The organism is Sphingomonas sp. PvP056 (assembly GCF_040549155.1).
Taxonomy (GTDB): domain Bacteria; phylum Pseudomonadota; class Alphaproteobacteria; order Sphingomonadales; family Sphingomonadaceae; genus Sphingomonas.
The window spans coordinates 366,692-392,444 of the sequence record NZ_JBEPST010000004.1; the positions used below are offsets into that span (position 1 = coordinate 366,692).

Consider the following 25,753-nt stretch of genomic DNA (forward strand, 5'->3'; position numbering starts at 1 on the left):
GGGGTCACTTGGCAACCGCTCTGGCGATCGCTGCCAGCGCAAGCGGGCGCATCACGGCATAGCCTTGCGGGGTCGGATGGACGCCGTCGCTGGCATAGCCCGGCTTCATCGCGCCCTCGGGGGTGGCGAGTGCGGCGTGGTAATCGACGTAGGTGAAGCCGTTCGCCTTGGCGTAGCTCTGCAGCCAGGCGTTGAGCGCGGCGATCTGCGGCACCGGGCGCTTGTCCGGGCTCCACGGGAAGGAAGCGGCGGGCGGGACCGAGGCGAGGATCACCTTGATCCCGTGCGCGCGCGCCAGTTCGGCCATCGTTTGGATATTGCCCTCAACCGTCTCGAGCGTCGCCGCGCCGGTGTTGCCCGCAATGTCGTTGGTGCCCGCCATGATGTGGACCGCCCGCGGTTTCAGCGCGATCACATCGGCGCGGAAGCGGACCAGCATTTGCGGGGTGGTCTGCCCGCTGATGCCGCGATCGACCACGCCGTTGGAGAAGAGATTCGCATCGGCGTGGATCCAGTTGTCGGTGATCGAATCCCCCATGAACACGACCCGGACCTTCTGCGCGGCAAGCGCGCGGTTGTCGGCGGCGTAGCGGCACAGCTGCCCGAAATCTCGGGTGAGCATATGGAGATTGAACATCTGGTAGCTGACCTTGGCGTCCGGAGCAGGATGCGTGACGCACGGATCGGACACGATGCCGACCGGATCACCCGCGTGGGGATCGCCCGGTACGATGGTCTGCGCCTGGGCGGTGACCGAAGCCAGACCCAGCAGCAATCCGGCTAGCGTTGCGTATCCTCGCATCTCGATCCCCTCCAGAAGTGCACCGCGAACCGGGCTATTTCGTGCAGCTATAAAGCGATGATTTATATATGAACAGCTACTTTTGCTGGCGGAAGGTCCGTTCAGGTGGGGAACACGCCCTTGCTGGTGCCGAAAGCGGTAAATAACGCGGGCCAAACCGACGCAGGCTTGCTCGCGGGGAGGCGCGTCCCAAAGCCGTGTCCGCCGGCTTCGAACACATGCAGTTCGGCCGGTCGCGCGGCTGCTTTCATCGCGCCGAACATCGCGATGCTGTTCGCGACCGGGACCAGATCGTCGTCCGCGGCATGCGCGAGGAAGATCGGCGGCGTGTCACTGGTGACGCGTGTTTCGACCGAAGCGGCGTGGCGCAGCGGGACGGGCGCGTCGGTGCCGAGCAAGGCGTCGCGCGACCCGCCGTGGGTGAACGGGGCTTCCAGGCTGACGACGGGATAGATCAGGCCGGCATAATCGGGCCGTGCCGACTGGCCATCGATCGCGTCCATCGGCGCGTAAGCGGTTTCGCCGTGCCGCGTGGCGAGCGATCCCGCGAGATGCCCGCCCGCCGAAAAGCCGAGTACTGCGATCCGCGCAGGATCGACGCCGAACCGGGCAGCGTCCGCGCGGATCGTCCGCATCGCACGTTGCGCATCCTGCAACGGTACCAGCGCGCGATCGCCCCAGCCTTCGGCGGGGAGGCGGTATTGCAGGATGAACGCCGTAATGCCGCGCGCATTGAGCCACGCCGCCTGCTCCAGACCTTCATTGTCGTAGGACAGGAAGCCATAACCCCCGCCGGGGATCACCAGCACCGCCGCGCCATTGGGCTTGGCGGCGCGCTTCACCACAAGCGCCGGACGCGCAATGCCGCGCAGCCAGCGGTCGGGGTGGCGCGGATCCTTGCTGCGTTCCTCGACACTGGGCTTGATCGCGCTTTTCCGATCGCCGGGAATCGTTTTTGGCCAGAGCGGCACGATTTCGTCGCGGGACGATTGGGCCGCGAGCGGCGCGGCAGCGAGCGTATAGAGCGCGGCGCCTCCGGCTAGGAGCGTGCGGCGGGTTGGGTCGGTCGTCGGCATCTCGGTCCCCTTCGTTGAAATGTCGGTGTACCGTCAGCCGGAGCAGATTGTCGAATGGATGCAACGGCACGGCCGCTGCCGTGATGCGGGATGACCATCGCTGACAGCGAAAAGCCCGCCGTCTCTGTCGAGACGACGGGCTTTCTGCCGTTTCACATCGGCGGAACCGCCGGTGAAAACCAATCAGGCCTTCTTGCGCGCGCGCTTGGGGGCTGCGGCCGCGACGGTATCTTCTTCCTCGTCGGGCGAGTCTTCGCCGGCTTCGGTCAGCGCCTCGCCCAATGCCTTCAGCTTTTCCTGCTGCGCATCGGCCTTGTCGGCGATCTTGGTCGTTGCGGCGCCCAGACGGTGGAGCAGCGCATGGACGCGATCCGCATCGGGTTCGTCGCGCTCGAGCTGCTTGCGGAGCGATCCGAGATCGCGAAGAATGCCCTTGGCACCCGATGTCTCGACATCCGCGAGCGCGGCTTCCCAATCCTCGATCATGTCGGCGCCCTTGGTCGCCTTGGTCGTATCAAGACCGCGATTGATCGCATTCATCGTTCCGGCGAATTTCAGGGCCATATTCCATCTCCGACTTGCCGTATTGGCGAGCGATGAAACGCCGGGTAGCGTGCTTAATGTCCGCGCCAGTTGCTTGCATTCTCACTGATAAGGATCAGTCCGTCGGTTGGAGTCCCGATCCCGATCGGACGCGCACTGACGCTTGGCTGCGCGTGCCATGCATATCGGCAAGAAGGTGAACGAACCCGTGGTATCCACCGGCACGAACCCCTAGATCGTACGCGATGTCCGATCCCAATGCCCCGACCCGCTTCCACGAAGACAAGGCCACCTTCACCGTCCGCGGCAGCGACGCGCCCGATATCGAGACGGGGGTCGCCGCGATCCGCAACGTGCTGGCAACGCTGCCGATCCGTCCAGGCGTGTACCGTATGCTCGATGCGCGCGGCGACGTGCTGTATGTCGGCAAGGCGCGCGCGCTAAAGAACCGCGTCACCAACTATACGCAGGTCGATCGCCTCTCGAAGCGACTCCAGCGGATGGTCGCGCAGACCCGATCGATGATGATCGTCACGACCAACAACGAGGCCGAGGCGCTGCTGCTCGAGGCGCAGCTGATCAAGCGCTATCGACCGGCGTACAACGTGCTGTTGCGCGACGATAAGAGCTTCCCGTTCATCCTGCTGCGCGCCGATCATGCCTATCCGCGAATCCAGAAGCATCGCGGCGCACGGCGCGCCAAGGGCAATTACTACGGCCCGTTCGCTAGCGCGGGCTCGGTCAACAACACGCTGAATGCGTTGCAGAAGCTGTTCCTGTTGCGAAGCTGTACCGACGGCTTCTTCAAGAACCGCGACCGGCCCTGCCTGTTGTACCAGATCAAGCGATGCTCGGCGCCGTGCGTCGGGCGGATCGACGAAGCGGGTTATGCCGAACTCGTCGCGGACGCGAAAGCGTTCCTCGGCGGCAAGTCGACCGAGGTGCAGGCCAAGCTCGGCGCGCAGATGCAGGTCGCCGCGGAGAATATGGACTTCGAACTGGCCGCGATCATCCGTGACCGGCTGCGTGCGTTGACGTTCATCCAGGGTAGCCAGGCGATCAACGCGGAAGGGCTTGGTGACGCGGACATCTTCGCGATGGCGTGCAAGAACGGCGTGATCGGGATCCAGGCGTTCTTCATCCGGGGCGGACAGAATTGGGGACATCGCAGCTTCTTCCCTGCGCACACCGCCGACGTTCCGGAGGACGAGATCTTCTCGGGCTTCCTCGCGCAATTCTACGAGGAGGTTCCGCCGCCGCGGACGATCCTGCTCGACCGGGAGCTCGACGAAGCCGCGTTGCTCGGCGAGGCGTTGGGCGCGCAAGCCGGGTTCAAGGTCGCGCTGTCGATGCCGCAGCGCGGGTCGCGGCGGCAGTTGCTCGAACAGGCCAAGCGCAACGCCGAGGAAGCGCTCGACCGGCGGCTTGCTGAGAGCACGACGCAGGCCAAATTGCTGCGCGAAGTGGCCGAGCTGTTCGACTTGCCCGAACCGCCCGATCGAATCGAAGTCTATGATAACAGTCATATCCAGGGGACCAACGCGCTTGGCGCAATGGTCGTCGCGGGGCCCGAGGGGTTCCGCAAGGGGCAGTATCGCAAGTTCAACATCAAGAACCCCGATACGATCCCGGGCGACGATTTCGGTATGATGCGCGAAGTGTTCGGGCGTCGGTTCGCGCGGGCGCAGGCGGACGATCCCGATCGGGATTCGGGCGACTGGCCCGATCTGGTGCTGATCGACGGCGGGCGTGGGCAGCTCAATGCGGTGAAGGGCGTGCTCGAGGAACTGGGGATCGAGGACGTGTGTCTCGTCGGGATCGCCAAGGGGCCGCACCACGGCCGCGATGGCCGCGAAGTGTTCCACATGCTCGACGGACGCGAGTTCCAGTTGCCGGTCAACGCGCCGGTGCTGTTCTACCTGCAACGCTTGCGCGACGAGGTTCACCGCTTTGCGATCGGCGCGCACCGGGCGAAACGTGCCAAGGCGATCGGCGCATCGCCGCTCGACGACGTGCCGGGCATCGGCCCTGCGCGCAAGAAGGCGTTGCTGATGCACTTCGGCACCGCGCGGGCGGTGCGCAACGCCAGTCTGGCGGATCTGCAACGTGCGCCGGGCGTCAGCGCGGCAGTGGCGCAGCAACTGTACGACTTTTTCCATACCCGGTGACGGCCTGCGCCGCCGCACGCTGGAAACGTTCCAGCAACAATTCGGACTAGGGGAATGGAGAACGATAGGCAGGGTCCGCGTTTGCGCGCATAGGGACCTTTGCATCCAGGCTGGTACCGCGAGCGTGTCTCCGTTCGTCGGGGCCGCGCGTGTAAGGCGTACAATGATGAGCGTTTTGCTAGGGATAAAACGAAGAGCCGGATCTGTGCCGTGGCGTGTTGCCGCCGGTCTGGTGCAGACCCGCACGATTCACGCCCTTCGCCATCGGCGCTACGAGCACGCGCGTGACCAGCATCGCACTCGGTTACCCGCCATGTCCGATGCGATCGCGGAGATGGCGCGCGGCCTGGAAGAGCGCGGTGTGGTCCAGACCCGTCTGTCGTCGCTCGCGCTGGAGGGGGCGGATGAAGCGTTCGCCGAAGCGTCGCAATTGACCGCGCTGTGGAGGGACCGACTGCGGGAGCAGGGGCGTACGGGCAGTGCGTTTCTCCGCGTGCCGCCCGCGGAAATCGCCGCAAGACCAGCAATCTACCGGTTGGGATTGCATCCCGCGCTGCTCGATCTGGCGGAAGCGTATGTCGGGCTGCCGGTCGCCTATGACGGCGTGAACCTGCAATATACCTTGGCGGACGGGCGCGCGGTCTCGACGCGGAAATGGCATCGAGACCGGGAAGACCGGCGGATGATCAAGCTGGCGGTGTATCTGACCGATGTCGATGCGGACAGCGGGCCGTTCCAGTTGCTGCCGGTCGAGGCGACTGTGCCGGACGACCGGTTTTACCTCGACGATGCCGACGAGAAGGACGACAGCGGGCGCATTTTGGGCGTTCATCCAATCAGTTGCGAGGGGGCGGCGGGGACGGTCGTCGTCGCTGACACCGCGCGCTTCTTCCATCGCGGCAAGCCGGCGACCGGGCGCGACCGGGCGGCCTTGTTTTACAGCTACTTCGCGCGGGTGCCGCAGCGGCCGTATTTCTGCGATCGGTCGGGTTTGTCGGCGCGCGACGTCGCCAAACTCGTCGAAACACTGTCGCCACGACAGCAGAATGCGGCATTATGGCGCCGGAATCTGCCATTCCCGTGGCGGTTCGTACCCGCTTCGAGCGCGTAATAAACGCTCAGGCCCAGCCTTCGAGCACCTGATCCGGCGGGCGGTGACCGTCGGCCCACATCCGAATGTTGGTGATGACCTTCTCGCCCGTCGCAAGCCGTCCCTCGAACGTCGCGGAGCCCATGTGCGGGGTCATCACGACATTGGGAAGCGCGAGCAGCCGCGGATCGATCCGCGGCTCATGTTGCCACACGTCGAGGCCGGCACCCGCCAGCCGTCCGTTCTCCAACGCGTCGACCAGCGCATCCTCGTCGACGATCCCGCCGCGCGAGGTGTTGATGACATAGACGTGGGGGCGGAGCAGCGCGATCCGGTCGGCGTCGATCAGCCCCTCGCTGTCCGCATTGCGCGGGGTGTGGATCGTCAGCAGGTCGATCGCGCCGAGCATCTCGTCGAGATTGGGGTGCCATTGCGCCTGCAACTCGGCCTCGACCACCTTGGGCAGCCGGTGGCGGTTGTGGTAATGGATCGACAGGCCGAACGCCCTCGCGCGCCGCGCCACCGCCTGGCCGATCCGCCCCATGCCGAGGATGCCGAGCGCCTTGCCGCCGATGCGGTGGCCGAGCATCCCGCCGGGAGTCCAGCCCTGCCACGCGCCCGAGCGCACCAGCTTCTCGCCCTCCGCCAGCCGCCGCGGGACCGAGAGAAGCAGCGCCATCGTCAGGTCGGCGGTATCCTCGGTCAGCACGCCGGGCGTGTTGGTGACGAGAATGCCGCGTGCCCGCGCGGCTTTCAGCGCGATGTGGTTCACGCCCGCGCCGAAATTAGCGATCAGCTTCAATCGTGGCCCGGCACCCTCGATCAGCGCGGCGTCGATCTCGTCGGTCACGGTCGGGACCAGCACGTCGCAATCGGCCATCGCGGCGGCAAGCTCGGCGCGGGTCAGCGCGGTGGCACCGCGGTGGATGCTCGCGTCGAACAGTTGCTCCATCCGCAGCATCACCGCGTCGGGCAATTCGCGGGTCACCGCCACGCGCGGGTTGGGGACACGTCTCGTCTCTGCCATGCCGCTGGCTTGGCGGAGGGCCTGCGCGGCGTCAACGGGTGTTGAAGCCGCGCGCCAAAACGCGATAAGCGGGGACATGACGCTACGACACCAGAAGATGCCGATCGCGGCGCGGCTTGCGCTGCTGATCGGGGCGACGAGCATGGCCGCGGCAGCGTTCGCGCCCGCGATTGCCGCTATGGCCAACCGCAAGGCGCCGTTCTACGCCTCGGTCGGTGCCAAGAAGGCGCGGATGCGCACGGGGCCGGCGCGATCCTATCCGGTCAGCTGGCTGTACCAGCGCGCCGATCTCCCGGTCAAAGTCGTCGCCGTGTTCGAGCACGGCCAATGGTACAAGGTCGAGGACCCGAGCGGCACGCAGGGGTGGATGATGAGCGGCCTGCTCAGCGAGCGGCGGACCGGGATGATCACCGGGCAGGTCGCCGAATTGCGCGACAGCCCGGATAGCGACGCGCGGATCGTCTGGCGCGCGGCACCGGGGGTGGTTGGACGGCTGAGCAAATGTTCGGGCGGCTGGTGCTATTTCGACGTCCAGGGGCGCGGCGGGTTCGTCGAACAGTTGCGGATGTGGGGTGCGGAAGCGGGCGAAACGCTGCCGTGAAGGGCTGGACGATCCGGCGCGACGATCTGACGCATCCGGACGTGCTCGACCTGCTCGACCTGCACTTACGCGCCGCGTTCGAGAACAGCCCGCCGGGAAGCGTGTTCGCGCTCGATGCGAGCGGGCTGCGCGATCCGTCGGTGACGGTGTGGACCGCGTGGGAGGACGACTTGTTGCTGGGGATGGGCGCGCTCAAGCAGCTCGATCCGGCCTGGGGCGAGGTCAAATCGATGCGCACCGCGCCCGCGCAACTGCGGCGCGGGGTGGCGGGGGTGCTGCTCGATCATCTGGTCGCCGAGGCGCGCGCGCGCGGGTATCGGCGGCTGAGTCTCGAGACGGGCTCCAACGCGCCGTTTGCTGCCGCGCATGCGCTGTATCGGCGGGCCGGTTTCGTGGAGTGCGCGCCGTTCGGGGATTATCACGATACGGTGTTCGCGCAGTATTTTACCAAGGATCTTGCCGCGTCAGCGTAGCTTTGCGGGCGCGGAAGGCGTCCCATCTCTGCCGCCCCGTCGCGCCGGGGGAATTGCGCCTGCTTACAGCCTGCTGACCATCGCTCTTCGCTAAAATCGCGCTGGACGAATCGGAACAGATGGTGAACATAGAGGCCATGACCCAGCCAGATTGCGCCCTGATCGCCCACGCCCTCCTGACCAGCAGCGGCTTCGCCCGAGTCGGATTGACCGCCCCGAGCGAACGCATCCGCGAAGCCGCCGCCGCCGAACTGGCGCGCACGATCGTGTGTGCGCTCGAGGGTTTCCCCGGCGATCGCGACCCGCGCCAGATGGCGCTGCCGCTTTGACGTGGGCAACGTAAGATTCCGCACGCTGTTCGATTTCACGCGGCACCAGATGAACGTCGGCTGCGTCTGCGGATCGTGCGCGCACAAGGGCGTGGTGCACCGCGATCGGTTCGCGCGGTGGTGCTTCCTCAAGCGGTTGAACGCCGCGGTCGACAATCTGCCGGGGTTCCTGCGCTGCTCGCAATGCGGGGGGCGACCGGTGCGGATCCGGCCGACGTTGCTGCCGCCGACGTTTCCGGGCTGGGGCGCGGACGAGGGGGCGTGGAAACGGCTGCAGCGGCGGTTGCGAGGGTGAGGGGGCGAACGGTTTGAATGAATGGCCCCATGCAAATGGAGAGTCGTCCGTCGGCCTTAGAATGAAGAAATGAAGAAATGTTGGGCTCAACTCCTGGTGCAGTCGAGTGCGCACGCAAGTGCTCTGACAGCAGGTGCAATGCGGCGCACCCAGAGTGATTCCTCCGATTTTGCTTTTCCACGAGCTACAACTTGAGATGCAGGGCATCGGCAAGGCTGTGGTTGGGCTGTGCTGGGACCTAGCTACTATGACAGGCTACGCAGAGATGGAGAACCGCGCGCAATAACGCAGGTCGCGTTAGACGAGTCATAAAAGTAGCTGGGCAGGGTAAGGATATGGGGGCAATAGGACGCTCAGATTTGTCTGGTTGCCCTCTCGAAAATCTCTAGCAATTTTTTGCCGCAAGGGATTTGACGCACATTAACCTTGGCCAATTTAGGAGCGGTGGCATGGAACCTATACTCGACGAGATAAGAGCAACCTTTGATTGTGGCATATGGTATCCAGTAGTTGCCTCAGTCTTGATGCTTCCAGATGCCTGTGGTGCCGTGGAGTTTTGGGGGCAAGCGGTGCATTCTCGCAAGCGATACCAGCGATGGTATGATGAGTGGGTTTTGCCACACTTCACCTCGCCGAGAGTGTCGTTCGACGGCGCAGTCGTTTACATCGTAAGAAATGCAATGATCCACGAGAGCACTGGGTTTACCAGAGGCGAGCATGGCTTTGACCGCGTGATTTTCACCCCACCAGATAAAAGCGGGGTGACAGCAGAATTCTGCATTTCTCGAAATCCGGCCGGTCTTCAAGAAACCGCGTTTATAGTCACCATTGGCGGACTCATGGGCGCTGTGGAAACTGGCGTTCGTAATTGGCTCGCCGACGTTCGTAGTGATCCGGACAAGCGCCGAGCAGAGGCGTTAGATAAGCTAATTCAGGCGCGGCGCGACGGACAGCCTCCGCATTTTGTCGGGATGGCAACTGTGTCTTAGTCGAGCAACCTCGCTTTGCTCTTGCGCCAGCTAATACAAAAGTCGTGAACTCGAAATACTTGTTTTTAAGTGGTTACGGGATTTTAGTCGATCCTCCCGGCTCTACCATTCATCTCGTTGTCCCGCCCCACCGCCCAGCAACAAACTCCGTAACCTCCGCCCGCAACTCGTCATCCTCCGGCGTCCCGCCGCCGAACCCGCCATGCGGCATCGCCTCGAACACATGCAGCTCGGCCGCCACCCCAGCGCGGCGCAGCGCCCGGTGCAGCCGGACGGTGGTCGACAGGAACAGGTCGCGCGTGCCCGATTGCAGGAAGGTCGGCGGCAGTCCGCCAAGTTCCCCGAACAGCGGCGACACCAAAGGATCACGCAGGTCGGTGCCGTTCGCATACAGCAGGTTGGTCGCGGCGAGGGACCCCGGCAGCACGACGTCGAGCAGCCGGTTGACCGCGAAACTGTCGCCGGATTCGGTCAGGTCCGCTTGCGGCGACAGCAGCACCAGCCCGGCGGGCGTCGGCAAGCCTTCGGCACGTGCGCGCAGCAGCATCGCCACCGCGAGATTGCCGCCCGCCGAGCGTCCCCCGATCACCACGTCGGCGGGGGCGTGGTGCGCGAGGACGTGGGCGTAGGTTGCGACGCAATCGTCGAGCGCGGCGGGGAAGGGGTGTTCGGGGGGCGTGCGATAATCGACGCCGTAGCAGCGCACCTGATGCTGGTCAGCGTGCATCCGCGCGCCGGTGCGGCACGCGCCGCCCCCGCCGAAGACGAGCGCGCCGCCGTGCAGGTCGATATAGGCGCGCCTGGCGTCGAATGCGCCCTCGGGCGTCGCGACATGCACTCGCGCCGCGCCGACCGTGATCGTCTCGACGGTCGAGCGCAGGCTCCCGGCGATTCCCTCCATCGCGACCGCATAGCCCGCGTCGGCGGCGGTCTTGAGGTCCGCCCAGGCGGCATGGTCCGCCGGGTCGGGCAGGACGTGAAGCGCGTTGAGCGGCACCCCGTCGGCGCGCACTGCGCGTTCCAGCATCGCGCGCGCCTCGGGCGAGATCGAGCGCGGGGCCGGAACCGTGCGCGCGGGGAGCGCGACGCCGTGGGGGGTGTTCTCGGTTACGCCATCAACTCCACCGCGACCGCGGTCGCTTCGCCGCCGCCGATGCACAGCGATGCAAGCCCACGCTTGCCGCCGCGCGTCTCCAGCGCCGACAGCAACGTCGCGAGGATCCGCGCGCCGCTCGCGCCGATCGGGTGGCCGAGCGCGCAGGCGCCGCCATGCACGTTGATCCGGTCGTGCGCGATGTCGAGGTCGCGCATCGCGATCATCGCGACGACCGCGAAGGCTTCGTTGACTTCGAACAGGTCGACGTCGCCCGCCGACCAGCCCGCGCGTTCGAGTGTCTTGCGCATCGCGAACACCGGTGCGGTGGTGAACAGCGACGGCGCATGTGCGTGCGCGCCATGCGCGACGATCCGCGCGAGCGGGGTGAGGCCGAACTTCTCCGCGACCGACGCGCGCGTCATCACCAGCGCGGCGGCCCCGTCCGAGATCGACGAGGCGTTGGCCGCGGTGATCGTGCCGTCCTTCGAGAAAGCGGGCTTGAGCGTCGGGATCTTGGCGACGTCGCCCTTGGCGGGTTGCTCGTCGAGGCTGACCGTGGTCGGCCCCTTGCGCCCGGCGATCTCGACGGGGACGATCTCGCGGTCGAACGCGCCCGAGCTCTGCGCGCGCTGCGCCCGGTGGAGCGATTCGATCGCGTAATCGTCCATCTGGGCGCGGGTGAACTGGTACGCCGCGGCGCTGTCCTCGGCGAAATTGCCCATCAGCTTGCCGGGCTCATACGCATCCTCGAGCCCGTCGAGGAACATATGGTCTTTCAACACATCATGCCCGATCCGCGCGCCGCCACGGTGGCGCATCGAGAGATAGGGCGCGTTGGTCATACTCTCCATGCCCCCTGCGACGATCAGGTCGGCCGAGCCCGCCGCGAGCGCATCCGCCGCGAGGATCGCCGCCTGCATCCCCGATCCGCACATCTTGTTGATCGTGGTCGCCTCGACATGGTCGGGCAGCCCCGCCTTGAGCGCGGCCTGGCGCGCAGGCGCCTGGCCGAGCCCGGCGGGCAGCACGCAGCCCATGTAGATCCGCTCGATCGCCGATCCGGCAAGCCCCGCGCGCTCGACCGCGCCGCCGACCGCGGTCGCGCCGAGCTCGGTCGCGCTCGCGCCGGCCAGCGCGCCCTGGAACGACCCCATCGGGGTGCGCGCGTAGGAGACGATGACCACTGGGTCGGCGGAAGGACGGGTGGCCATGTTTATCAAACCTCTGATGGGAATTTGCTGGGTGCGATCTAGGGCCGACATTGCCGATTTACAAACTATAGGTCGGGTGGAGCGGGCCGCGAAAGGCCCGGGAAATCGAGGCGAACCGCATGGATGAGTGGATCTGGCCGGTCCTGCTGGGCGGGCTCGGCGCGATCTTCGGGAGCTTTATCGCAACGGTCGTGGTGCGCTGGCCCGAGGGGCGATCGGTGCTGCGCGGGCGATCGGCGTGCGACGGATGCGGGGTGGTGCTCGCCCCGCGCGATCTGGTGCCGCTGGTGAGCGCGCTGGTGGCGCGGGGGCGGTGCCGCCGTTGCGGGGCGGCGATCGATCCGCGGCATTGGCAGATCGAGGCGATGGCGCTGCTGATCGGCGTCGCGGCTGGGCTGGCGGTGCCGGGGCCGGTCGGGATTGCGGGGGCGGTGTTCGGCTGGCTGTTGCTGACGCTCGGCGCGCTCGACGTGGTGGCGTTCTGGCTGCCCGACGTACTGACGGTGACGCTGGCGGTGGGCGGGCTGGTGACGGGGGTGCTCGGGGTGTCGCCTCCGCTCGATGACCGGCTGATCGGCGGGGTGGTCGGGTTCGTCGCCTTGTGGGCGGTGGGGGCGGGGTACAAGCTTCTGCGCGGGCGGGTCGGACTCGGCGGGGGCGATCCCAAGCTGCTGGGGGCGATCGGGCTGTGGCTGGGGTGGCGGATGTTGCCGACGGTGGTGTTGTTTGCCGCGCTCGTCGGGCTCGGGATCGCGGTGGTCGGGGCGCTGCGCGGACGGGCCACGACGCTCACCGACCGGATGCCGTTCGGCGCGCTGCTCGCGATCGCGGCTTACCCGGCGTGGCTGATGCTGGTAGGGATGACGTCATGAATGCGCTTCCGATCCTTGCGGCCCTGGTGCTCGCCGCGACCCAGCAGGCCGCCCCGAAAGAGGCCCCACCGCCCGCGCCTGTCGTGCCATCGGTCGACGGCCTGCCGATCGGGTCGATCCCGCGGCAGGAGCTGCCGCGCAAGGGGTGCGCGGCGTATCTGTGGACCGCGAGCGGGACGCGTGCGCTGGTCGCGATGGCCACGGGGGGCGGGGGCACCGATCCCGCGCGGTTGCGGCTGTCGATCGCGGGGAAGATCACCGATCTGGACCGCACCGGGCAACTGGGCGCGATCACCCTCGGCTTCCCCGAAACCACGACCTATGCGGGTGGGGGCGCGACGATCAAGCTGACGCTGGGGATCGAGCCGCGCAGCTCGATCACCGACGGCGGGGCGGTGCCGGAGGGCATCCTCCAGCTCGACCGGACGGGACAGGATAGCGTGGTCATCCCGGTGGCGGGGTTGATCGGCTGTACGTAAAGGGAAGACGGGGATGACACTCGACCAGACGCTCCAGGCACAACGGCTCGCGTTCAATAGCGAATTGCCCGTTTCGCTGACGGCCCGCAAAGACCGGTTGAAGCGCGCCGCGGCGATGATCGCGGACAATGCCGATGCCTTTTGTGACGCGCTGAGCGAGGATTTCGGGCACCGTAGCCGCGAGCAGTCGATGCTGACCGATGTCGCGGCGTCGATCGCGCCGATCCGCCACGCGCTGCGCTCGCTCGATGGCTGGGCGAAGCGCGACAAGCGCGCGGTGCAATTTCCGCTCGGGTTACTCGGGGCGCGGGCGTGGGTCGAGTATCAGCCGAAGGGCGTGGTTGGCGTGATCGCGCCGTGGAATTTCCCGGTCAATCTGGTGATGGGGCCGATCGCGGGGATCTTCGCGGCGGGGAACCGCGCGATGGTCAAGACGAGCGAGTTCACCCCGCGCACTGCCGCGCTGTTCGAGGCGGTGAGCGCGAAATACTTCGCGCCCGACGAACTCGCGTTCTTCAGTGGCGGGCCGGAGGTGGGGAAGGCGTTTTCGGAACTGGCGTTCGACCATCTGATCTTTACCGGCGCTACCGGGATCGGGCGGCACATCCTCCATGCGGCGGCGGACAATCTGACGCCGGTGACGCTCGAACTCGGCGGCAAGTCGCCGGTGCTGATCGGCCAGAACGCCGACATAGCGCGCGCGACCGAGCGCGTGGCGATCGGCAAGATGCTCAACGCCGGGCAGATCTGCCTCGCACCCGATTACATGCTGGTGCCTGAGGCGCAGGAGCAGGCGGTGGTCGACGGATTGAAGGCGGCGGTCTCGGCGATGTATCCGACGCTGCTGGCGAACCCGGATTACACCGCGATCATCAACGACCGGCACCACCAGCGGCTCGCCGACTGGGTTGACGATGCGCGCGCCAAAGGCGCGACGGTCGAGGTGGTCAATCCGGGCGGCGAGGATTTCGCGGGGTCGAATGCGCGGAAGATGCCGCTGCATATCGTGCGGAATGCGACCGACGACATGATCGTGATGCAGGAGGAGATCTTCGGCCCGATCCTGCCGGTGCGCAGCTACACGGGCGGGATCGACAGCGCGATCGACGAAGTGAACCAGCGTGATCGGCCGCTTGGGCTCTATTATTTTGGGCCGGACGAAGGGGAGCGGCGGCGCGTGCTCGATCGGACGATTTCGGGTGGGGTGACGATCGACGACGTGGTGTTCCATGTATCGATGGAGGATCTGCCGTTCGGCGGGGTTGGGCCGTCGGGGATGGGGTCGTACCACGGGTTCGACGGGTTCAAGACGTTCAGCCACGCCAAGGCGGTGTTCAAGCAGGCGAAGCTGGATGTGGCGAAGCTGGCTGGGTTGAAGCCGCCGTATGGCAAGGCGACGATGACGAGCGTACGGCGGCAGATGAAGTAGGGCTTTCTACCGTCGCTTTCTCTTCTGCTCTTCCCCGGCGAAGGCCGGGGCCCAGTAGCGATTGCGGCGGTAACTGCGTCCAGTCGCCCGCAATCTTCTGTTCCGCTCCTGGGCTGCGGCCTTCGCCGGGGAGGCGCAATCTGCTGCTGAGCGGCAGATGAAGCAGCGGGGCTGTTTCGATTGTTCCCCCCCCCCCTTTTTGCTTCCCCGGCGGAGGCCGGGGCCCAGTAGCGATTGCCGCGGTAACTGCGTCCAGTCGCCTGCAGTCTTCTGTTCCTCTCCTGGGCCCCGGCCTTCGCCGGGGAAGCGTAGTAGGAGTAGGGGGATGCGGTAAGGGCGAGCCGCTACGAGGGGTTAATCCACCCGGTAATGGATCGGCTTGAAACTTCCGCCATTGCTTGCCGGTGCCGAGCAGGCGGTGAGGCCGATGACCAGGTCCATCTCCGCGCGCAGGACGATATGGTCGCCCGCCTTGCTGATCGGCGGCAGCACGTCGAGCTTCCCCGTTGCGCCATCGACGGTCACGTTCATGAAGCAGTTGAACGCAGTCGGGATCATGTCGGGCTTCACGCCATAAGGCTCGAGCGCCGCCGCCAGATTGCCGAAGCAACCGCGATGCGGCGGCAGGTTGGGATAGAAATGGTGGAACGTGTCGTACGAACACGGCGTCAGCAGAAAGTCGTGCCGCCCGACCGTATCCTCGATGATCGTCAGCATCGGTCGCGAGCGGTTCGAATACAGCAGATTGCCGGTCGTCAGGTAGATCGTCTCGGCATAATCGAGCGTCCGGCCCGACGAGATGACCTCGGCCAGATCCTCTGCACTGTACGCGAGCAGATCCGCGACCTGCACCCCGCGCGGGTCGATCACGGTCAGCGTCTGTCCCGCTGCCAGCCGGAACGCATCCCCGCTTCGTTCGGGGATCTCGACGACGTCGCTCATTCGGGCGCGCCCGAATAACGGAACGGGCAGGCCCACGCCTCGTCGACGACGCGTCCGCTATATTGCCGCGCTTCGCTCACCTCGCCGTGGCGCGCGAGCATCGGGTTGCGCGAGCCCGCGAGGACCTCGTCGCGCGTCAGGATCTTCTCGCGCATGCCCTCATATTTGCCCTGCGCGCGCAGCGTCTCGAACTGGTCGTGCAGGTTGAACACCATGGTCGGGCGCGCGAAGCGGCGCGCGGGGCGGCTGGCATGGGGGTGGAGGCCGACGATAAAGAACGCTTCGCCGCCGAAGCTCAGCGAGAAATGTGGGCTGTCGGGATCAGTGCTGACGGTCGTGTCATAGCCTTGCCCGCGCCAGACGTCCTTGTCCGAAATCGACTGCACGCGTTGCCACAGTGCGGCCTCGAACTGTTGCTCGGTCAAATCGTCCGGGCCGTCGAAGATCACCGCGAAGCTGCGAAACAGCCCCGGATCCTTGCGATAGGCGGCGGCGAAATGCATCAGCCCGTCGTGGATGCGCAGATCGTCCCAGGCGCTGTCGAGCCGGTCGCAGGCGAGGACGGACAGTGTTCCCTTGGCAAGCGCGGCCTTGGCACCGACGCAGGGAAAGTCGGCCTCCGCGACATGCGCGTCGAGCAGAGCTTGGAAGTCGTGCTGCGCACGGTGTTTCCAGGGGAACAGGGGGGTCTGGGGCGTAGGCATAGACAGACAAGACTCTTGCGTCGGATGCCAGTTCCGCGAATTCATGCTGATAAGAGTTAAGCCTTCGGAAGTTGCGCTTTGGGGAAACCAGACCAGGCCGCATCGTAATCTTCGTCGAGCGCACTCGTTTCTGCAGCGAATCGGGTTGGCGTGAAGACCCAGCGGCTTTCGATCATGAACGCCATCGTGCCGTCGATCTTGCGCGGTGCGAGGGGCGCGTTGCTCGCCGCGTCCCACGTCGCGACATCGGGGCCGTGGCCGCTCATCTGATTGTGAAGCGACAGCGCGCCGGGGACGAAGCCGTCGGCCTTGGCGTCATATTCGCCTTTGAGGAGGCCCATGCACTCGCTCATCGTATTGCGGTGGAACCACGGCGGGCGGAACGTGTCCTCCGCCACCATCCAGCGCGGCGGGAAGATCACGAAGTCGACGTTGGCGGTACCGGGCACGTCGCTGGGCGAGGTGAGGACGGTGAAGATCGACGGGTCGGGATGGTCGAAACTGATGCTGCCGATCGTGTTGAACCGCGCGAGATCATATTTGCACGGCGCATAATTGCCGTGCCACGCGACGACGTCGAGCGGCGAGCGGCCGAGGTTGGTCGTCCACAGGCTGCCGAGGAATTTCTGGACGAGTTCGTAGTCGCCCTCGACGTCCTCATACCAGGCGACCGGCGTCTCAAAGTCGCGCGGGTTGGCGAGCCCGTTCGCGCCGATCGGGCCGAGGTCGGGGAGGCGGAACGGCGCGCCGTGGTTCTCCGCGACATAGCCGCGCGCGCTGCCATCGGGGAGGGTGACGCGGAAGCGCACGCCACGCGGGATGATTGCGACTTCGCCGGGGGTGAGGTCGATTTTTCCGAGCTCGGTGTAGAGGGTGAGGCGGCCTTGTTGCGGGAGGATCAGGAGTTCGCCGTCAGCCGAGACGAACGCGCGGTTCACCATGTCCTTGGTTGCGCGGTAGATGTGCATGGCGACGCCGGTCTGCGTCTTCGGGCCTTCGCCGGCGACGAGCATTGTTGTGAGCGAGTCTAGCCAGTCGGCGTCTTGTGGTTCGAGCGGTCCCCAGCGGAGGCGGTTGGGGGCGAGCGGTTCGTCTGCGGTGCCGGGGGCGAAGAGGAGGGCTCCCTCGTAGCGCGTGAAGGCGGGGTGTGCCGCTGAGGGGCGGAGGCGGTACAGCCAGGAGCGCTTGTTCTCGTGGCGCGGCGTGGTGAAGGCACTGCCGCTGAGTTGCTCGGCGTAGAGGCCGAACGCTGGTTTTTGGGGGGAGTTGCGGCCGATGGGGAGCGCGCCGGGGATGGCTTCGGTGGCGAAGTGGTTGTTGAAGCCGGTCATGGGGTTGGTCATTTCGCTCTCCAATTATTGGGGGCGGTGCTCGTTACTGCCCCACCCCAACCCCTCCCCTGAAGGGGAGGGGCTATAAGACGAGCGCAACCGAAAAGCCCCTCCCCTTGAGGGGAGGGGTTGGGGTGGGGGAGGCCTCGCAGAGACCGCCCCCATCAAAGCCTCAAGCCTCAACCGCCCCCGGCACCACGCCACGCCGGATCTGGTCCAGCTCGATGCTTTCGAACAACGCCTTGAAATTCCCCTCGCCAAAGCCGTCATTGCCCTTGCGCTGGATGATCTCGAAGAAGATCGGCCCGACCATATTCTCGGTGAAGATCTGCAGCAGCAGCCCGCCACCCGTCTCGGGCGCACCGTCGATCAGGATGTCGCGCTTGCGCATTTCCTCGACGTCGTGGTTGTGCCCGGGCAGCCGCTTGTCGATCAGGTCGAAATAGGTCTGCGGCGTCGTCTGGAACCGCACGCCGTTCGCGCGCAAGGTATCGACCGTCTTGAAGATATCGTCGGTCGCGAGCGCGAGATGCTGGATGCCTTCGCCCTTATAGTCCTTGATGAACTCCTCGATCTGCGAATGCTCGTCCTGGCTTTCGTTCAAGGGGATGCGGATCTTGTCGTCGGGCGCGGTCATCGCCTTGGAGAACAGGCCCGTCGCCTGACCCTCGATGTCGAAATAGCGGATCTGGCGGAAGTTGAAGATCCGCTCGTAATAATCCGCCCAATAGGCCATCCGACCGCGCTGGAGATTGTGCGTGAGGTGATCGAGCGTGTGGAGCCCGACGCTGTTGTCGTCCACGCCCGCGCCCTCGACCGGGGTGAAGTCGGTCTCGTAGATCCGCGACTTCTCATCGACCAGATACAGGTTTGCGCCGCCGATGCCCTCGATCGCGGGGAGGTCGAGCTCGTCGGGGCCGACTGCGCCCTTCACGGCGACCGCGCCACGCTCGACCGCCATTTTCAGTGCGCCTTCGCCGTCGGCAACGCGGAACGCCATCGCATTGGCCGAGGGGCCGTGCGTGTCGCGGAAGCCCGCGACCTGGCCCGCGTCATCCATGTTGAGCAGGAAGTTGATGTCGCCCTGTGCATAGCGGCGGACGTTCTTCGACTTGTGGTTGCCGACATGGGTAAAGCCCATCTTGACGAACAGGTCGGCCATCGCCTCGGGGTTGGGCGAGGTGAATTCGACGAATTCGAACCCGTTCAGGCCCATCGGGTTTTCGGTGGCAGTCATCGCATCGGCTCCGAGATGGTTTCAGATGTAACGATATAGCGGCCTTGCCAACCACGGTCCATCCCTTATCCCCTTGTTCCATGACGACGCTCAAGCTCGACCAGTTCCTGCCGTATCGCCTGTCGATCGTGTCGAACCGCGTTTCGGCGGCGGTGGCGAGCACGTATCAGGCATTGTTCGGGCTCAAGATCCCCGAATGGCGGCTGGTCGCGATCATCGCCGAGAGCGAGGGTGCGACGCAGCAGGCGCTGGGATTGGCGACGCGGATGGACAAGGTGACGGTCAGTCGCGCCGCCGCCACGCTGGTCGAGCGGGGACTGGTCGAGCGCAAGCCCAATGCGAACGACCAGCGATCGCACCTGTTGACGCTGACCGATGCGGGATGGACGCTGTACGAAAGCGTCGCGCCCAAGGCGCTCGAACTGGAAGCGCGTGTTTTCGCCGGGTTCAGCGCGGCCGAGATCAAGAGCTTTCGGGCGATGCTCGACCGGCTGGAAAGCTCGGCAGCACCGTTCGATGCGGAGCGTGCCTAACGGTTCGTCGCAACTGGCAGCAGGATGTGGAATTGCGCGGAAACCATTTTCGTTTCGCGCGTTAGGGACGCTGAGCGAAGGACCACAAAACCGGACTTCGTGCGAAGTGGGGAAGTTTAAGTCTTGATTTCATTGGCGTATTCGAGCGGGCTTCTCGCCATCGCGGTAGCAAGCCTGCAACAGGCGCCATCCCCTGCGACACAGGCACCGACTGGCGTGGGGCAAAGTGCCGGGCAGGCGTCCGAGCCGCCGATCGTGTCCGATCCCGAGTTCGACAAGGCGCTCCCTGCGCTCAGTAACGACATCAACGCACCGCTCGAGCCGATGATCCCGGTCCCGGTCACGCCATCGGGCACCCCCGTCGCGCCGCAGCCCGCTGCGCCTGTCGCGGGGGCTCCAGTGCAGGGGGCTCCGGTCACGACGACGCCTGCGCCCGACATTCCCGCCGATATCGCGCAGCCGCTTCAGCCGCTTGCAAGCTACGACACCACGCCGCTGGTCGACGTTGCGGTCAAGGACGAGAAGGCCCCCGAGATCCGCTATGAAACGGTGATCCGCGGGCTCGACCCACTCAAGCTGACCGCGCAGTTCAATGGCTTGTCCGCGCTCAAGGGCGGCAAGGGCAAGGCCCCCAACGGCACCGTCATCGCTGCGCGCGGGCGGGAGGACGAGCAGCTCGCGATCCGGCTGATGAAGAGCCTGGGCTATTATGATGGCACCGCGGTTTCGACGATCGAAACGGTTCCCAACGACAAGACTCGCGTCAAGGCGGTCGTGTCGGCGACGCCGGGCAAGCAGTACAAGCTCGGCACGATCGTGGTGAAGGCGGATCCGACGATCCCGCCGACGCTGATCCGCGACGCGCTGCCGCTCAAGGTCGGCGAGCCGATCGACGCTTTGCGCGTGCAGGGTGCCGAGGCGAACGTCGCGCTGACCTTGCCGCAGCAGGGCTATCCCTTTGCGAAGGTCGGCGAGCGCGACATCCTGCTCGACGATCTGGCGGGCACGGGCGACTATACGCTGCCGGTCGAAGTCGGCGCGCGGTCGTCGTTCGGGACGACCACGACAGAGGGGCGGCTTGCCTTTGGGGCGGATCATGTCCGGGTGTTGCAACGGTTCAAGCCGGGGGAACTGTACGACAATCGCAAGGTCGACGATCTGCGCGCGGCGATGGTCGCGACGGGGTTGTTCTCGACCGTTTCGGTAGAACCCAAGCCGACCGGGAACATCAACCCGGACGGGACCGAGCAAGTCAATCTGCTGGTCGAGCAGGAGCGCGGCAAGCCGCGCTCGCTGTCGGTCAGCGGCGGATATAGCACGGGACAGGGCGTGCGGGTCGAGGGCGCGTTTACGCATCGCAACGTCTTCCCGCCCGAGGGCGCGCTGATCGGGACTGCGGTCGTGGGGACGCAGGAACAGGGCGTGAGCGGGACGTTCCGCCGCTCCAACGCAGGTCGCCGCGATCGTACCGTGACACTGACGGCTGGCGTCAACCACTCCAATTACGACGCGTTCGACGCCTTCACCGCCACGCTTTCGGGCCGGATCTCGTACGATTCGACGCCGCTTTGGCAGAAGAAGTTCACCTATGCCTACGGTTTCGAACTCGTCGGCACGAACGAGAGCGTTTACGACTTCAACCGCGGCGAGCGCGTCCGCGGGACCTACTTCATCGCGGCGCTGCCGGGGCAGGTCCAGTTCGATCGGTCGGACAGTCTGCTCAACCCGACCAAGGGCTATCGCCTCAAGCTGAGCGTCAGCCCCGAGAGTTCAGTGCGCGGCGCGGTGCGGCCGTATGCGCGGACGCTGATCGAGGCGAGCGCTTATTATCCGGTCGGGCAGAGCATCGTGATCGCGGGCCGTGTGCGCGCTGGATCGATCCCGGGGATCGATCGCGACGATCTGGCGCCGTCGCGGCGCTATTATGGCGGCGGCGGCGGATCGGTGCGCGGCTATGGCTATCAGCGGCTCGGGCCGCTCGACCCCGACGGCAACCCCGTTGGCGGACGTAGCATCAACGAGTTTGCGCTGGAAGCACGCTATCGCTTCGGCAATTACGGGATCGTGCCGTTCATCGACGCCGGCAACGCCTATAGCAGCGTGTTGCCCAAGGGATCGGACCTGCGCTTCGGCGCGGGCATCGGCGGCCGCTTCTATACCAACTTCGGGCCGATGCGCGTTGACGTCGCAACCCCGCTCAATCCACGCCCGGGCGACGGCAAGGTCGCGCTCTATATCTCGATCGGACAAGCCTTCTGATGGCGGATGAAGAGACCGCCGTCGTTGCACGGCGCCCGTTGTGGCAGCGGATCATCAAGTGGATTGCAGTAACGCTCGGCGTGCTGGGCCTGTTGGCGATGGGGATCGTGTTCGGGCTCGATACCGCGCCCGGTCGGCGCGTGATCGCCAATTTCATCGGGGATTATAAAACCGCAGGCGGGCTCAACATCCGCGTCGGTCGGATCGAGGGATCGATCTACGGCAAGATGGTGCTGAACGACCTGCGGGTGAGCGATCCGCAGGGCGTGTTCCTGTCGTCGCCGCGGATCGCGGTCGACTGGCGGCCGTTCGATTACGTCAAGAACCACGTCAACGTCCTGTCGGCGCAGGCGAACCTCATTACGATGACGCGCTCGCCGGTGTTCAAGCCGACGCCGACCGACCCCAATGCCCCGATCCTGCCCGATCTCGACATCGATATCGGTCGCCTGACCGTCAACCGCATGGTGCTGGGCAAGGCCGTGATGGGCTCGGCGCACATCATCAAGATCGACGGTGCGACGCATATCGCGGACAAGCGTGCGCAAATCACCGCGAACGTCGATGCGCTGACGGGCCCCGGCATCGCGGGTGGCGACACGTTGCGGCTCAAGCTCGACGCGGTACCCGACGCCAACCGGCTCGGGATCGACGCACGGATCATCGCGCCCGCACGCGGCGTCGTCGCGGAGATGAGTGGGCTCAAGGCTCCGCTCGACTTCACCATCGCCGGCAAGGGCGCATGGAGCGCGTGGACCGGCAAGGCGACCGGAACACTTGGCGGTGCACAGTTCGCCAACCTCAACCTTTCCGCCCGCAACGGCTTCTTCCAGGTGCGCGGGACGACCAAGCCCGGACTCTATCCCGGCGGCGCGCCCAAGGACGAGGCGACCCCGACCAACCCGATCGCACGGATCACCGCGCCCGCACTCGACGTGTCGATCGATGCGCGGCTCAACGAGCGCAAGGTCGATACGGTCGTCGCGCTCAAGTCGGACGCGATGGCGGTCAACGCCAAGGGTCTGATCGATCTTGCACAAAGCGCGTTCGGCCAGTTCGCGGTCGAAGCGAAACTGCTCAAGCCCGGTGCGATCCTTCCCAACCTCAACGGACGTGACGTCAATGCGCGCGTCGTGCTCGACGGCAAGTTCGCGACCCCGACGGTCAATTACGTCATCAGCGCAGGCGTGCTCGGTTTCGGCGAGACCGCCGTGCAGCAGCTTTATGCCTCGGGTCTGGCGCGCGTGAACGCGGACCACATCGTGATCCCGGTCGCGGCGCGTGCCGCGCGGGTTACCGGCCTTAACGCCGCGGCGGGCGGCTTGCTCGATGCGGTTGCGATCAACGGCAGCTTCGCGATCGCCAACGGCAAGGTGCTGTCGGACAATCTGCGGATCCGCTCGCGCAAGATCGATGCGACCGCGCTGGTCGTCGCCGATCTCGCCAAGGGCACGTATCGCGCCGCGCTCAACGGGCGGGTCAACGATTACCGAGTCGAGAGCTTCGGGATCGTCAGCCTCAAGACCGACGCCAAGCTCGTCACCATGCCCGGCGGGTTCGGGATCACCGCGCACGTCGCGGCACGCACGTCGCAGATCTTCAACGAAGGCGCGCGCAACTTCCTCGGCGGCAACGCTGCGGTGACGGCGGATGTCGGCTATGATCCGAACGGGATCATCACCTTCCGCAACCTGCGAATGAACGCACCCCAGTTCCGCGTGACGCGCGGGCAAGGGCGCTATGATCCACGTGGGCCGCTCGCGGTCGATGCGGACGCTTATTCCACCCAATATGGCCCGCTGTTCGCGCGCGTTACGGGCACCGCGACCAAGCCGGTCGTATTGCTCCGCGCACCGCGTCCGGGTGTCGGGATCGGGCTCGTGAATCTGGAGGCCCGTGTCCGCGGAACGGGGTCGAGCTACCTCGTCGTCGCCAAGGGGGGGACCAACTATGGTCCGTTCAGCGCCGATCTCAACGTGGTGCCCGCGGCACCGCTTACCGTCGACATCCGTAATGCGCGCTTTGCGGGCATCGACTTCAAGGGTCGTGTCCAGCAGCTTGCGGCAGGGCCGTTCGGCGGGCGGATTACTTTCGCGGGTTCGGGCATCAGCGGGGCCGCCTTGCTCGGCGCGCAGGGCCAGTATCAGAAGGTCGATGTCGCGGCGCGCGCGAGCAACGCCAAGATCCCGGGGATGGTCGACTTCACGATCGGTCGCGCGATCGTCAACGCCCGCGCGATCCTTACCCCGACGCCGCAAGTCGTCGCAGACGCACAGGTTGCCGATCTGCGCTACGGCCCGACGGTCATTTCGACCGCACGCGCTAAGGTGAACTACGCCGGTGGCTCGGGCACCGCGCAGCTTGTCGCTGCCGGGTCGAACGGCGTGCCGTTCCGCCTTGCGGCTAACGCGCGGCTCAGCCCCAAGCAGTGGCTGGCAGCCCTTCAGGGCCAGGCCAATGGCATCGGCTTCCGCACCGCCAACCCCGCGCGGATCGATATCGACGGGTCGACCTACCGGCTCCAGCCGACGCGGATCGACTTTGACAATGGCTCGGCGCGCGTCGCCGCGGTCTATGGTTCCGGCCTGTCCGCACAATTGCGGCTCGATAAGCTCGACCTGTCGGTGGCGAACGCCTTCGTTCCGGATCTCGGGCTCGGTGGTGCGGTGACGGGGTCGATGGACTATGCGCAGCCGCGTGGTGCCTCGGTCCCCAAGATCGCGGGCCAGTTCCGTATCGCCAACTTCACGCGCTCCAGCCTGGCCAGCGTGTCCGAGCCGGTCGACGTGGTCGGCCAGATCGGCCTGACCGACGCGGGCGGCGAAGCGCGTGCGCTCGTCCAGCGTGGCGGCACGACGGTGGGCCGGATGGTCGCTACGTTGCGGCCGCTTGGTGGTGGCGACAGTTGGGTCTCGCGCCTGATGGCGGCGCCGCTTTCGGGGGGCATTCGCTATAATGGTCCGTCGGGCGTGCTGTTCTCGCTCGCCGGGCTCAGCCGTCAGCAATTGTCGGGGGCGATCGCGATCGCTGCCGACTTCAATGGCCGGGTCGATGCGCCGCAGATGAACGGGGTCATCCGGGCGGACTCGCTGAACTATGACAATGAAGTCTATGGCACGCGTCTCAGCCAGATGAAGATCGCGGGGCGGTTCACCAACGATCGGCTCGAGATCACGCAGCTGTCGGCACGCGCAGGCGAGGGCACGGTCCAAGCGCGCGGCTCGGTCGGGTTCGCGGCGGCATCGGGTTTCCCAATCGATATCCAGGCGACGCTCAACAATGCGCGGCTGGCGCGGAGCGACGCGCTGGGTGCGACCGCAACCGGCACGATCGCGATCACCAACTCGAAGGCGAATGGCGGGCTGATCAAGGGCGACCTGACGATCCCCAATGCACGCTATGAGATCATCCGTCAGGGGCAGGCGGAAGTCGCCGAACTGACGGGGGTCCGCCGTAAGAGTGATCTGGTCAAGAATGCTGCCGCGCCCAAGGCGGAAGCGCCGGTTGGCTTGTTCAAGCTCGATATCCGGATCCGGGCGGACAATCAGTTGTTCGTGTCGGGCATGGGGCTCGAGTCCGAATGGGAGATGGACATGCGTGTCGCCGGTACGTCGGCAGCACCGCAGATCCTCGGGCGCCTGCAACTGGTGCGCGGTACCTATTCGTTCGCGGGCAAGCGGTTCGAAGTCACCAAGGGCGACATTCGCTTCGACGGTGGGGCGCTGACCGATCCGGTGATCGACATCAGTGCGACCACCACGACGAGCGACGTGGAAGTCACGATCAACGTGACGGGCACGGGGCAGCGTCCGCAGATCGCGTTCACCTCGACCCCGGCGTTGCCGCAGGACGAAGTGCTCAGCCGCCTGTTGTTCGGCAGCTCGGTGACCAACCTGTCGGCGATCCAAGCGGTCCAGCTCGCTTCGGCGCTCAACTCGCTGCGCGGGTCGGGGGGTGGTCTCAACCCGCTCGGCAAGCTGCGCTCGGCAACCGGAATCGACCGGTTGCGCGTGCTCGGCGCGAATGAGGCGACCGGGCAGGGCACGTCGCTTGCGGCAGGTAAGTATCTAACCGACGACATTTATGTCGAAGTGATCACCGATGCGCGCGGGTTTACCGCAACGCAGCTGGAGGTTTCGCTGACCAAGACGCTGAGCGTGCTGTCGCAGGCCGGGTCGTTCGGTGGGTCGAACGTCACGGTGCGCTACAGAAAGGATTTCTGATCGCAACCTAATGCTTCCCCGAGGGTCTGATATGACATAATCAT

23 protein-coding genes are annotated in these 25,753 nt (G+C 65.8%); 13 read left to right on the top strand and 10 right to left on the bottom strand.

Going from position 1 to position 25,753, the window contains the following annotated elements:
* Positions 1 to 4: 4 nt before the first annotated feature.
* The 3 genes from ABIC17_RS12265 to ABIC17_RS12275 all read right to left on the bottom strand — a co-directional run bounded on the left by ABIC17_RS12265 (position 5) and on the right by ABIC17_RS12275 (position 2,442).
* Positions 5 to 802, bottom strand: coding sequence for an SGNH/GDSL hydrolase family protein (locus tag ABIC17_RS12265; RefSeq protein WP_354282093.1), 798 nt, complete (start codon positions 800 to 802; stop codon positions 5 to 7).
* Between the two features lie 101 nt (positions 803 to 903).
* Positions 904 to 1,878: an alpha/beta hydrolase gene (locus ABIC17_RS12270; protein WP_354282094.1), complete on the bottom strand. Its 975-nt coding sequence runs from the start codon at positions 1,876 to 1,878 to the stop codon at positions 904 to 906.
* Positions 1,879 to 2,061: 183 nt separating this feature from the next.
* Positions 2,062 to 2,442 carry a hypothetical protein gene (locus ABIC17_RS12275; protein ID WP_354282095.1) on the bottom strand — a complete coding sequence of 127 codons (381 nt, stop codon included), beginning with the start codon at positions 2,440 to 2,442 and terminating at the stop codon, positions 2,062 to 2,064.
* Positions 2,443 to 2,666: 224 nt separating this feature from the next.
* Between ABIC17_RS12275 and uvrC the strand changes: the two genes are divergently transcribed.
* Complete coding sequence (gene uvrC, locus ABIC17_RS12280; RefSeq protein WP_354282096.1) at positions 2,667 to 4,589, top strand: excinuclease ABC subunit UvrC; 1,923 nt, start codon at positions 2,667 to 2,669, stop codon at positions 4,587 to 4,589.
* Between the two features lie 313 nt (positions 4,590 to 4,902).
* Positions 4,903 to 5,700, top strand: a complete 798-nt coding sequence (locus ABIC17_RS12285; protein WP_354282097.1) for a phytanoyl-CoA dioxygenase family protein — start codon at positions 4,903 to 4,905, stop codon at positions 5,698 to 5,700.
* A gap of 7 nt (positions 5,701 to 5,707) precedes the next feature.
* On the opposite strand, the gene ABIC17_RS12290 is transcribed toward ABIC17_RS12285, so the two are convergent.
* Entirely contained in the window at positions 5,708 to 6,706 is a 999-nt protein-coding gene (locus ABIC17_RS12290) for a 2-hydroxyacid dehydrogenase (protein WP_354282098.1), read from the bottom strand.
* 97 nt (positions 6,707 to 6,803) lie between these two features.
* On the opposite strand from ABIC17_RS12290, the gene ABIC17_RS12295 reads away from it, so the two are divergent.
* From ABIC17_RS12295 to ABIC17_RS12315, 5 genes are all read left to right on the top strand, one after another.
* Positions 6,804 to 7,307 carry an SH3 domain-containing protein gene (locus tag ABIC17_RS12295; protein ID WP_354282337.1) on the top strand — a complete coding sequence of 168 codons (504 nt, stop codon included), beginning with the start codon at positions 6,804 to 6,806 and terminating at the stop codon, positions 7,305 to 7,307.
* A complete protein-coding gene (locus ABIC17_RS12300) occupies positions 7,304 to 7,780 on the top strand; it encodes a GNAT family N-acetyltransferase (RefSeq protein WP_354282099.1) in 477 nt (158 codons plus the stop codon). Before ABIC17_RS12295 ends, ABIC17_RS12300 begins: the two co-directional genes overlap by 4 nt.
* A gap of 137 nt (positions 7,781 to 7,917) precedes the next feature.
* Entirely contained in the window at positions 7,918 to 8,109 is a 192-nt protein-coding gene (locus tag ABIC17_RS12305) for a DUF6771 family protein (protein ID WP_354282100.1), read from the top strand.
* Between the two features lies 1 nt (position 8,110).
* Positions 8,111 to 8,404, top strand: coding sequence for a hypothetical protein (locus ABIC17_RS12310; protein ID WP_354282101.1), 294 nt, complete (start codon positions 8,111 to 8,113; stop codon positions 8,402 to 8,404).
* A gap of 449 nt (positions 8,405 to 8,853) precedes the next feature.
* Entirely contained in the window at positions 8,854 to 9,393 is a 540-nt protein-coding gene (locus ABIC17_RS12315; RefSeq protein ID WP_354282102.1) for a hypothetical protein, read from the top strand.
* Positions 9,394 to 9,502: 109 nt separating this feature from the next.
* Here the strand turns inward: ABIC17_RS12315 and ABIC17_RS12320 are convergent, their stop codons facing one another.
* Positions 9,503 to 10,420 (bottom strand): alpha/beta hydrolase, encoded by a 918-nt coding sequence (locus tag ABIC17_RS12320; protein WP_354282103.1) that lies wholly within the window; start codon positions 10,418 to 10,420, stop codon positions 9,503 to 9,505.
* Between the two features lie 80 nt (positions 10,421 to 10,500).
* A complete protein-coding gene (locus ABIC17_RS12325; RefSeq protein ID WP_354282104.1) occupies positions 10,501 to 11,700 on the bottom strand; it encodes an acetyl-CoA C-acyltransferase in 1,200 nt (399 codons plus the stop codon).
* Between the two features lie 119 nt (positions 11,701 to 11,819).
* Here ABIC17_RS12325 and ABIC17_RS12330 point away from each other — a divergent pair, with 119 nt between their 5' ends.
* From ABIC17_RS12330 to ABIC17_RS12340, 3 genes are read left to right on the top strand one after another with little or no spacing between them, the layout of a single operon-like run.
* Positions 11,820 to 12,572, top strand: coding sequence for a prepilin peptidase (locus tag ABIC17_RS12330; RefSeq protein ID WP_354282105.1), 753 nt, complete (start codon positions 11,820 to 11,822; stop codon positions 12,570 to 12,572).
* A complete protein-coding gene (locus ABIC17_RS12335; protein ID WP_354282106.1) occupies positions 12,569 to 13,051 on the top strand; it encodes a hypothetical protein in 483 nt (160 codons plus the stop codon). The genes ABIC17_RS12330 and ABIC17_RS12335 overlap by 4 nt, the downstream gene beginning before the upstream one ends.
* Positions 13,052 to 13,064: 13 nt before the next feature.
* Entirely contained in the window at positions 13,065 to 14,480 is a 1,416-nt protein-coding gene (locus tag ABIC17_RS12340; RefSeq protein WP_354282107.1) for a coniferyl aldehyde dehydrogenase, read from the top strand.
* Positions 14,481 to 14,834: 354 nt separating this feature from the next.
* Here the strand turns inward: ABIC17_RS12340 and ABIC17_RS12345 are convergent, their stop codons facing one another.
* From ABIC17_RS12345 to hppD, 4 genes are all read right to left on the bottom strand, one after another.
* Entirely contained in the window at positions 14,835 to 15,422 is a 588-nt protein-coding gene (locus ABIC17_RS12345) for a DUF1989 domain-containing protein (protein ID WP_354282108.1), read from the bottom strand.
* Positions 15,419 to 16,126: a guanitoxin biosynthesis heme-dependent pre-guanitoxin N-hydroxylase GntA gene (gntA, locus tag ABIC17_RS12350; protein WP_354282109.1), complete on the bottom strand. Its 708-nt coding sequence runs from the start codon at positions 16,124 to 16,126 to the stop codon at positions 15,419 to 15,421. The genes ABIC17_RS12345 and gntA overlap by 4 nt, the downstream gene beginning before the upstream one ends.
* 56 nt (positions 16,127 to 16,182) lie before the next feature.
* Positions 16,183 to 17,469: a homogentisate 1,2-dioxygenase gene (gene hmgA, locus ABIC17_RS12355; RefSeq protein WP_354282110.1), complete on the bottom strand. Its 1,287-nt coding sequence runs from the start codon at positions 17,467 to 17,469 to the stop codon at positions 16,183 to 16,185.
* A gap of 160 nt (positions 17,470 to 17,629) precedes the next feature.
* Positions 17,630 to 18,694, bottom strand: coding sequence for a 4-hydroxyphenylpyruvate dioxygenase (gene hppD, locus ABIC17_RS12360; RefSeq protein ID WP_354282111.1), 1,065 nt, complete (start codon positions 18,692 to 18,694; stop codon positions 17,630 to 17,632).
* A gap of 80 nt (positions 18,695 to 18,774) precedes the next feature.
* Between hppD and ABIC17_RS12365 the strand changes: the two genes are divergently transcribed.
* From ABIC17_RS12365 to ABIC17_RS12375, 3 genes are all read left to right on the top strand, one after another.
* Positions 18,775 to 19,227 carry a MarR family winged helix-turn-helix transcriptional regulator gene (locus tag ABIC17_RS12365; protein WP_354282112.1) on the top strand — a complete coding sequence of 151 codons (453 nt, stop codon included), beginning with the start codon at positions 18,775 to 18,777 and terminating at the stop codon, positions 19,225 to 19,227.
* A gap of 132 nt (positions 19,228 to 19,359) precedes the next feature.
* Entirely contained in the window at positions 19,360 to 21,486 is a 2,127-nt protein-coding gene (locus tag ABIC17_RS12370; RefSeq protein ID WP_354282339.1) for an autotransporter assembly complex protein TamA, read from the top strand.
* A complete protein-coding gene (locus ABIC17_RS12375; RefSeq protein ID WP_354282113.1) occupies positions 21,486 to 25,709 on the top strand; it encodes a translocation/assembly module TamB domain-containing protein in 4,224 nt (1,407 codons plus the stop codon). The genes ABIC17_RS12370 and ABIC17_RS12375 overlap by 1 nt, the downstream gene beginning before the upstream one ends.
* Positions 25,710 to 25,753 lie beyond the last annotated feature (44 nt).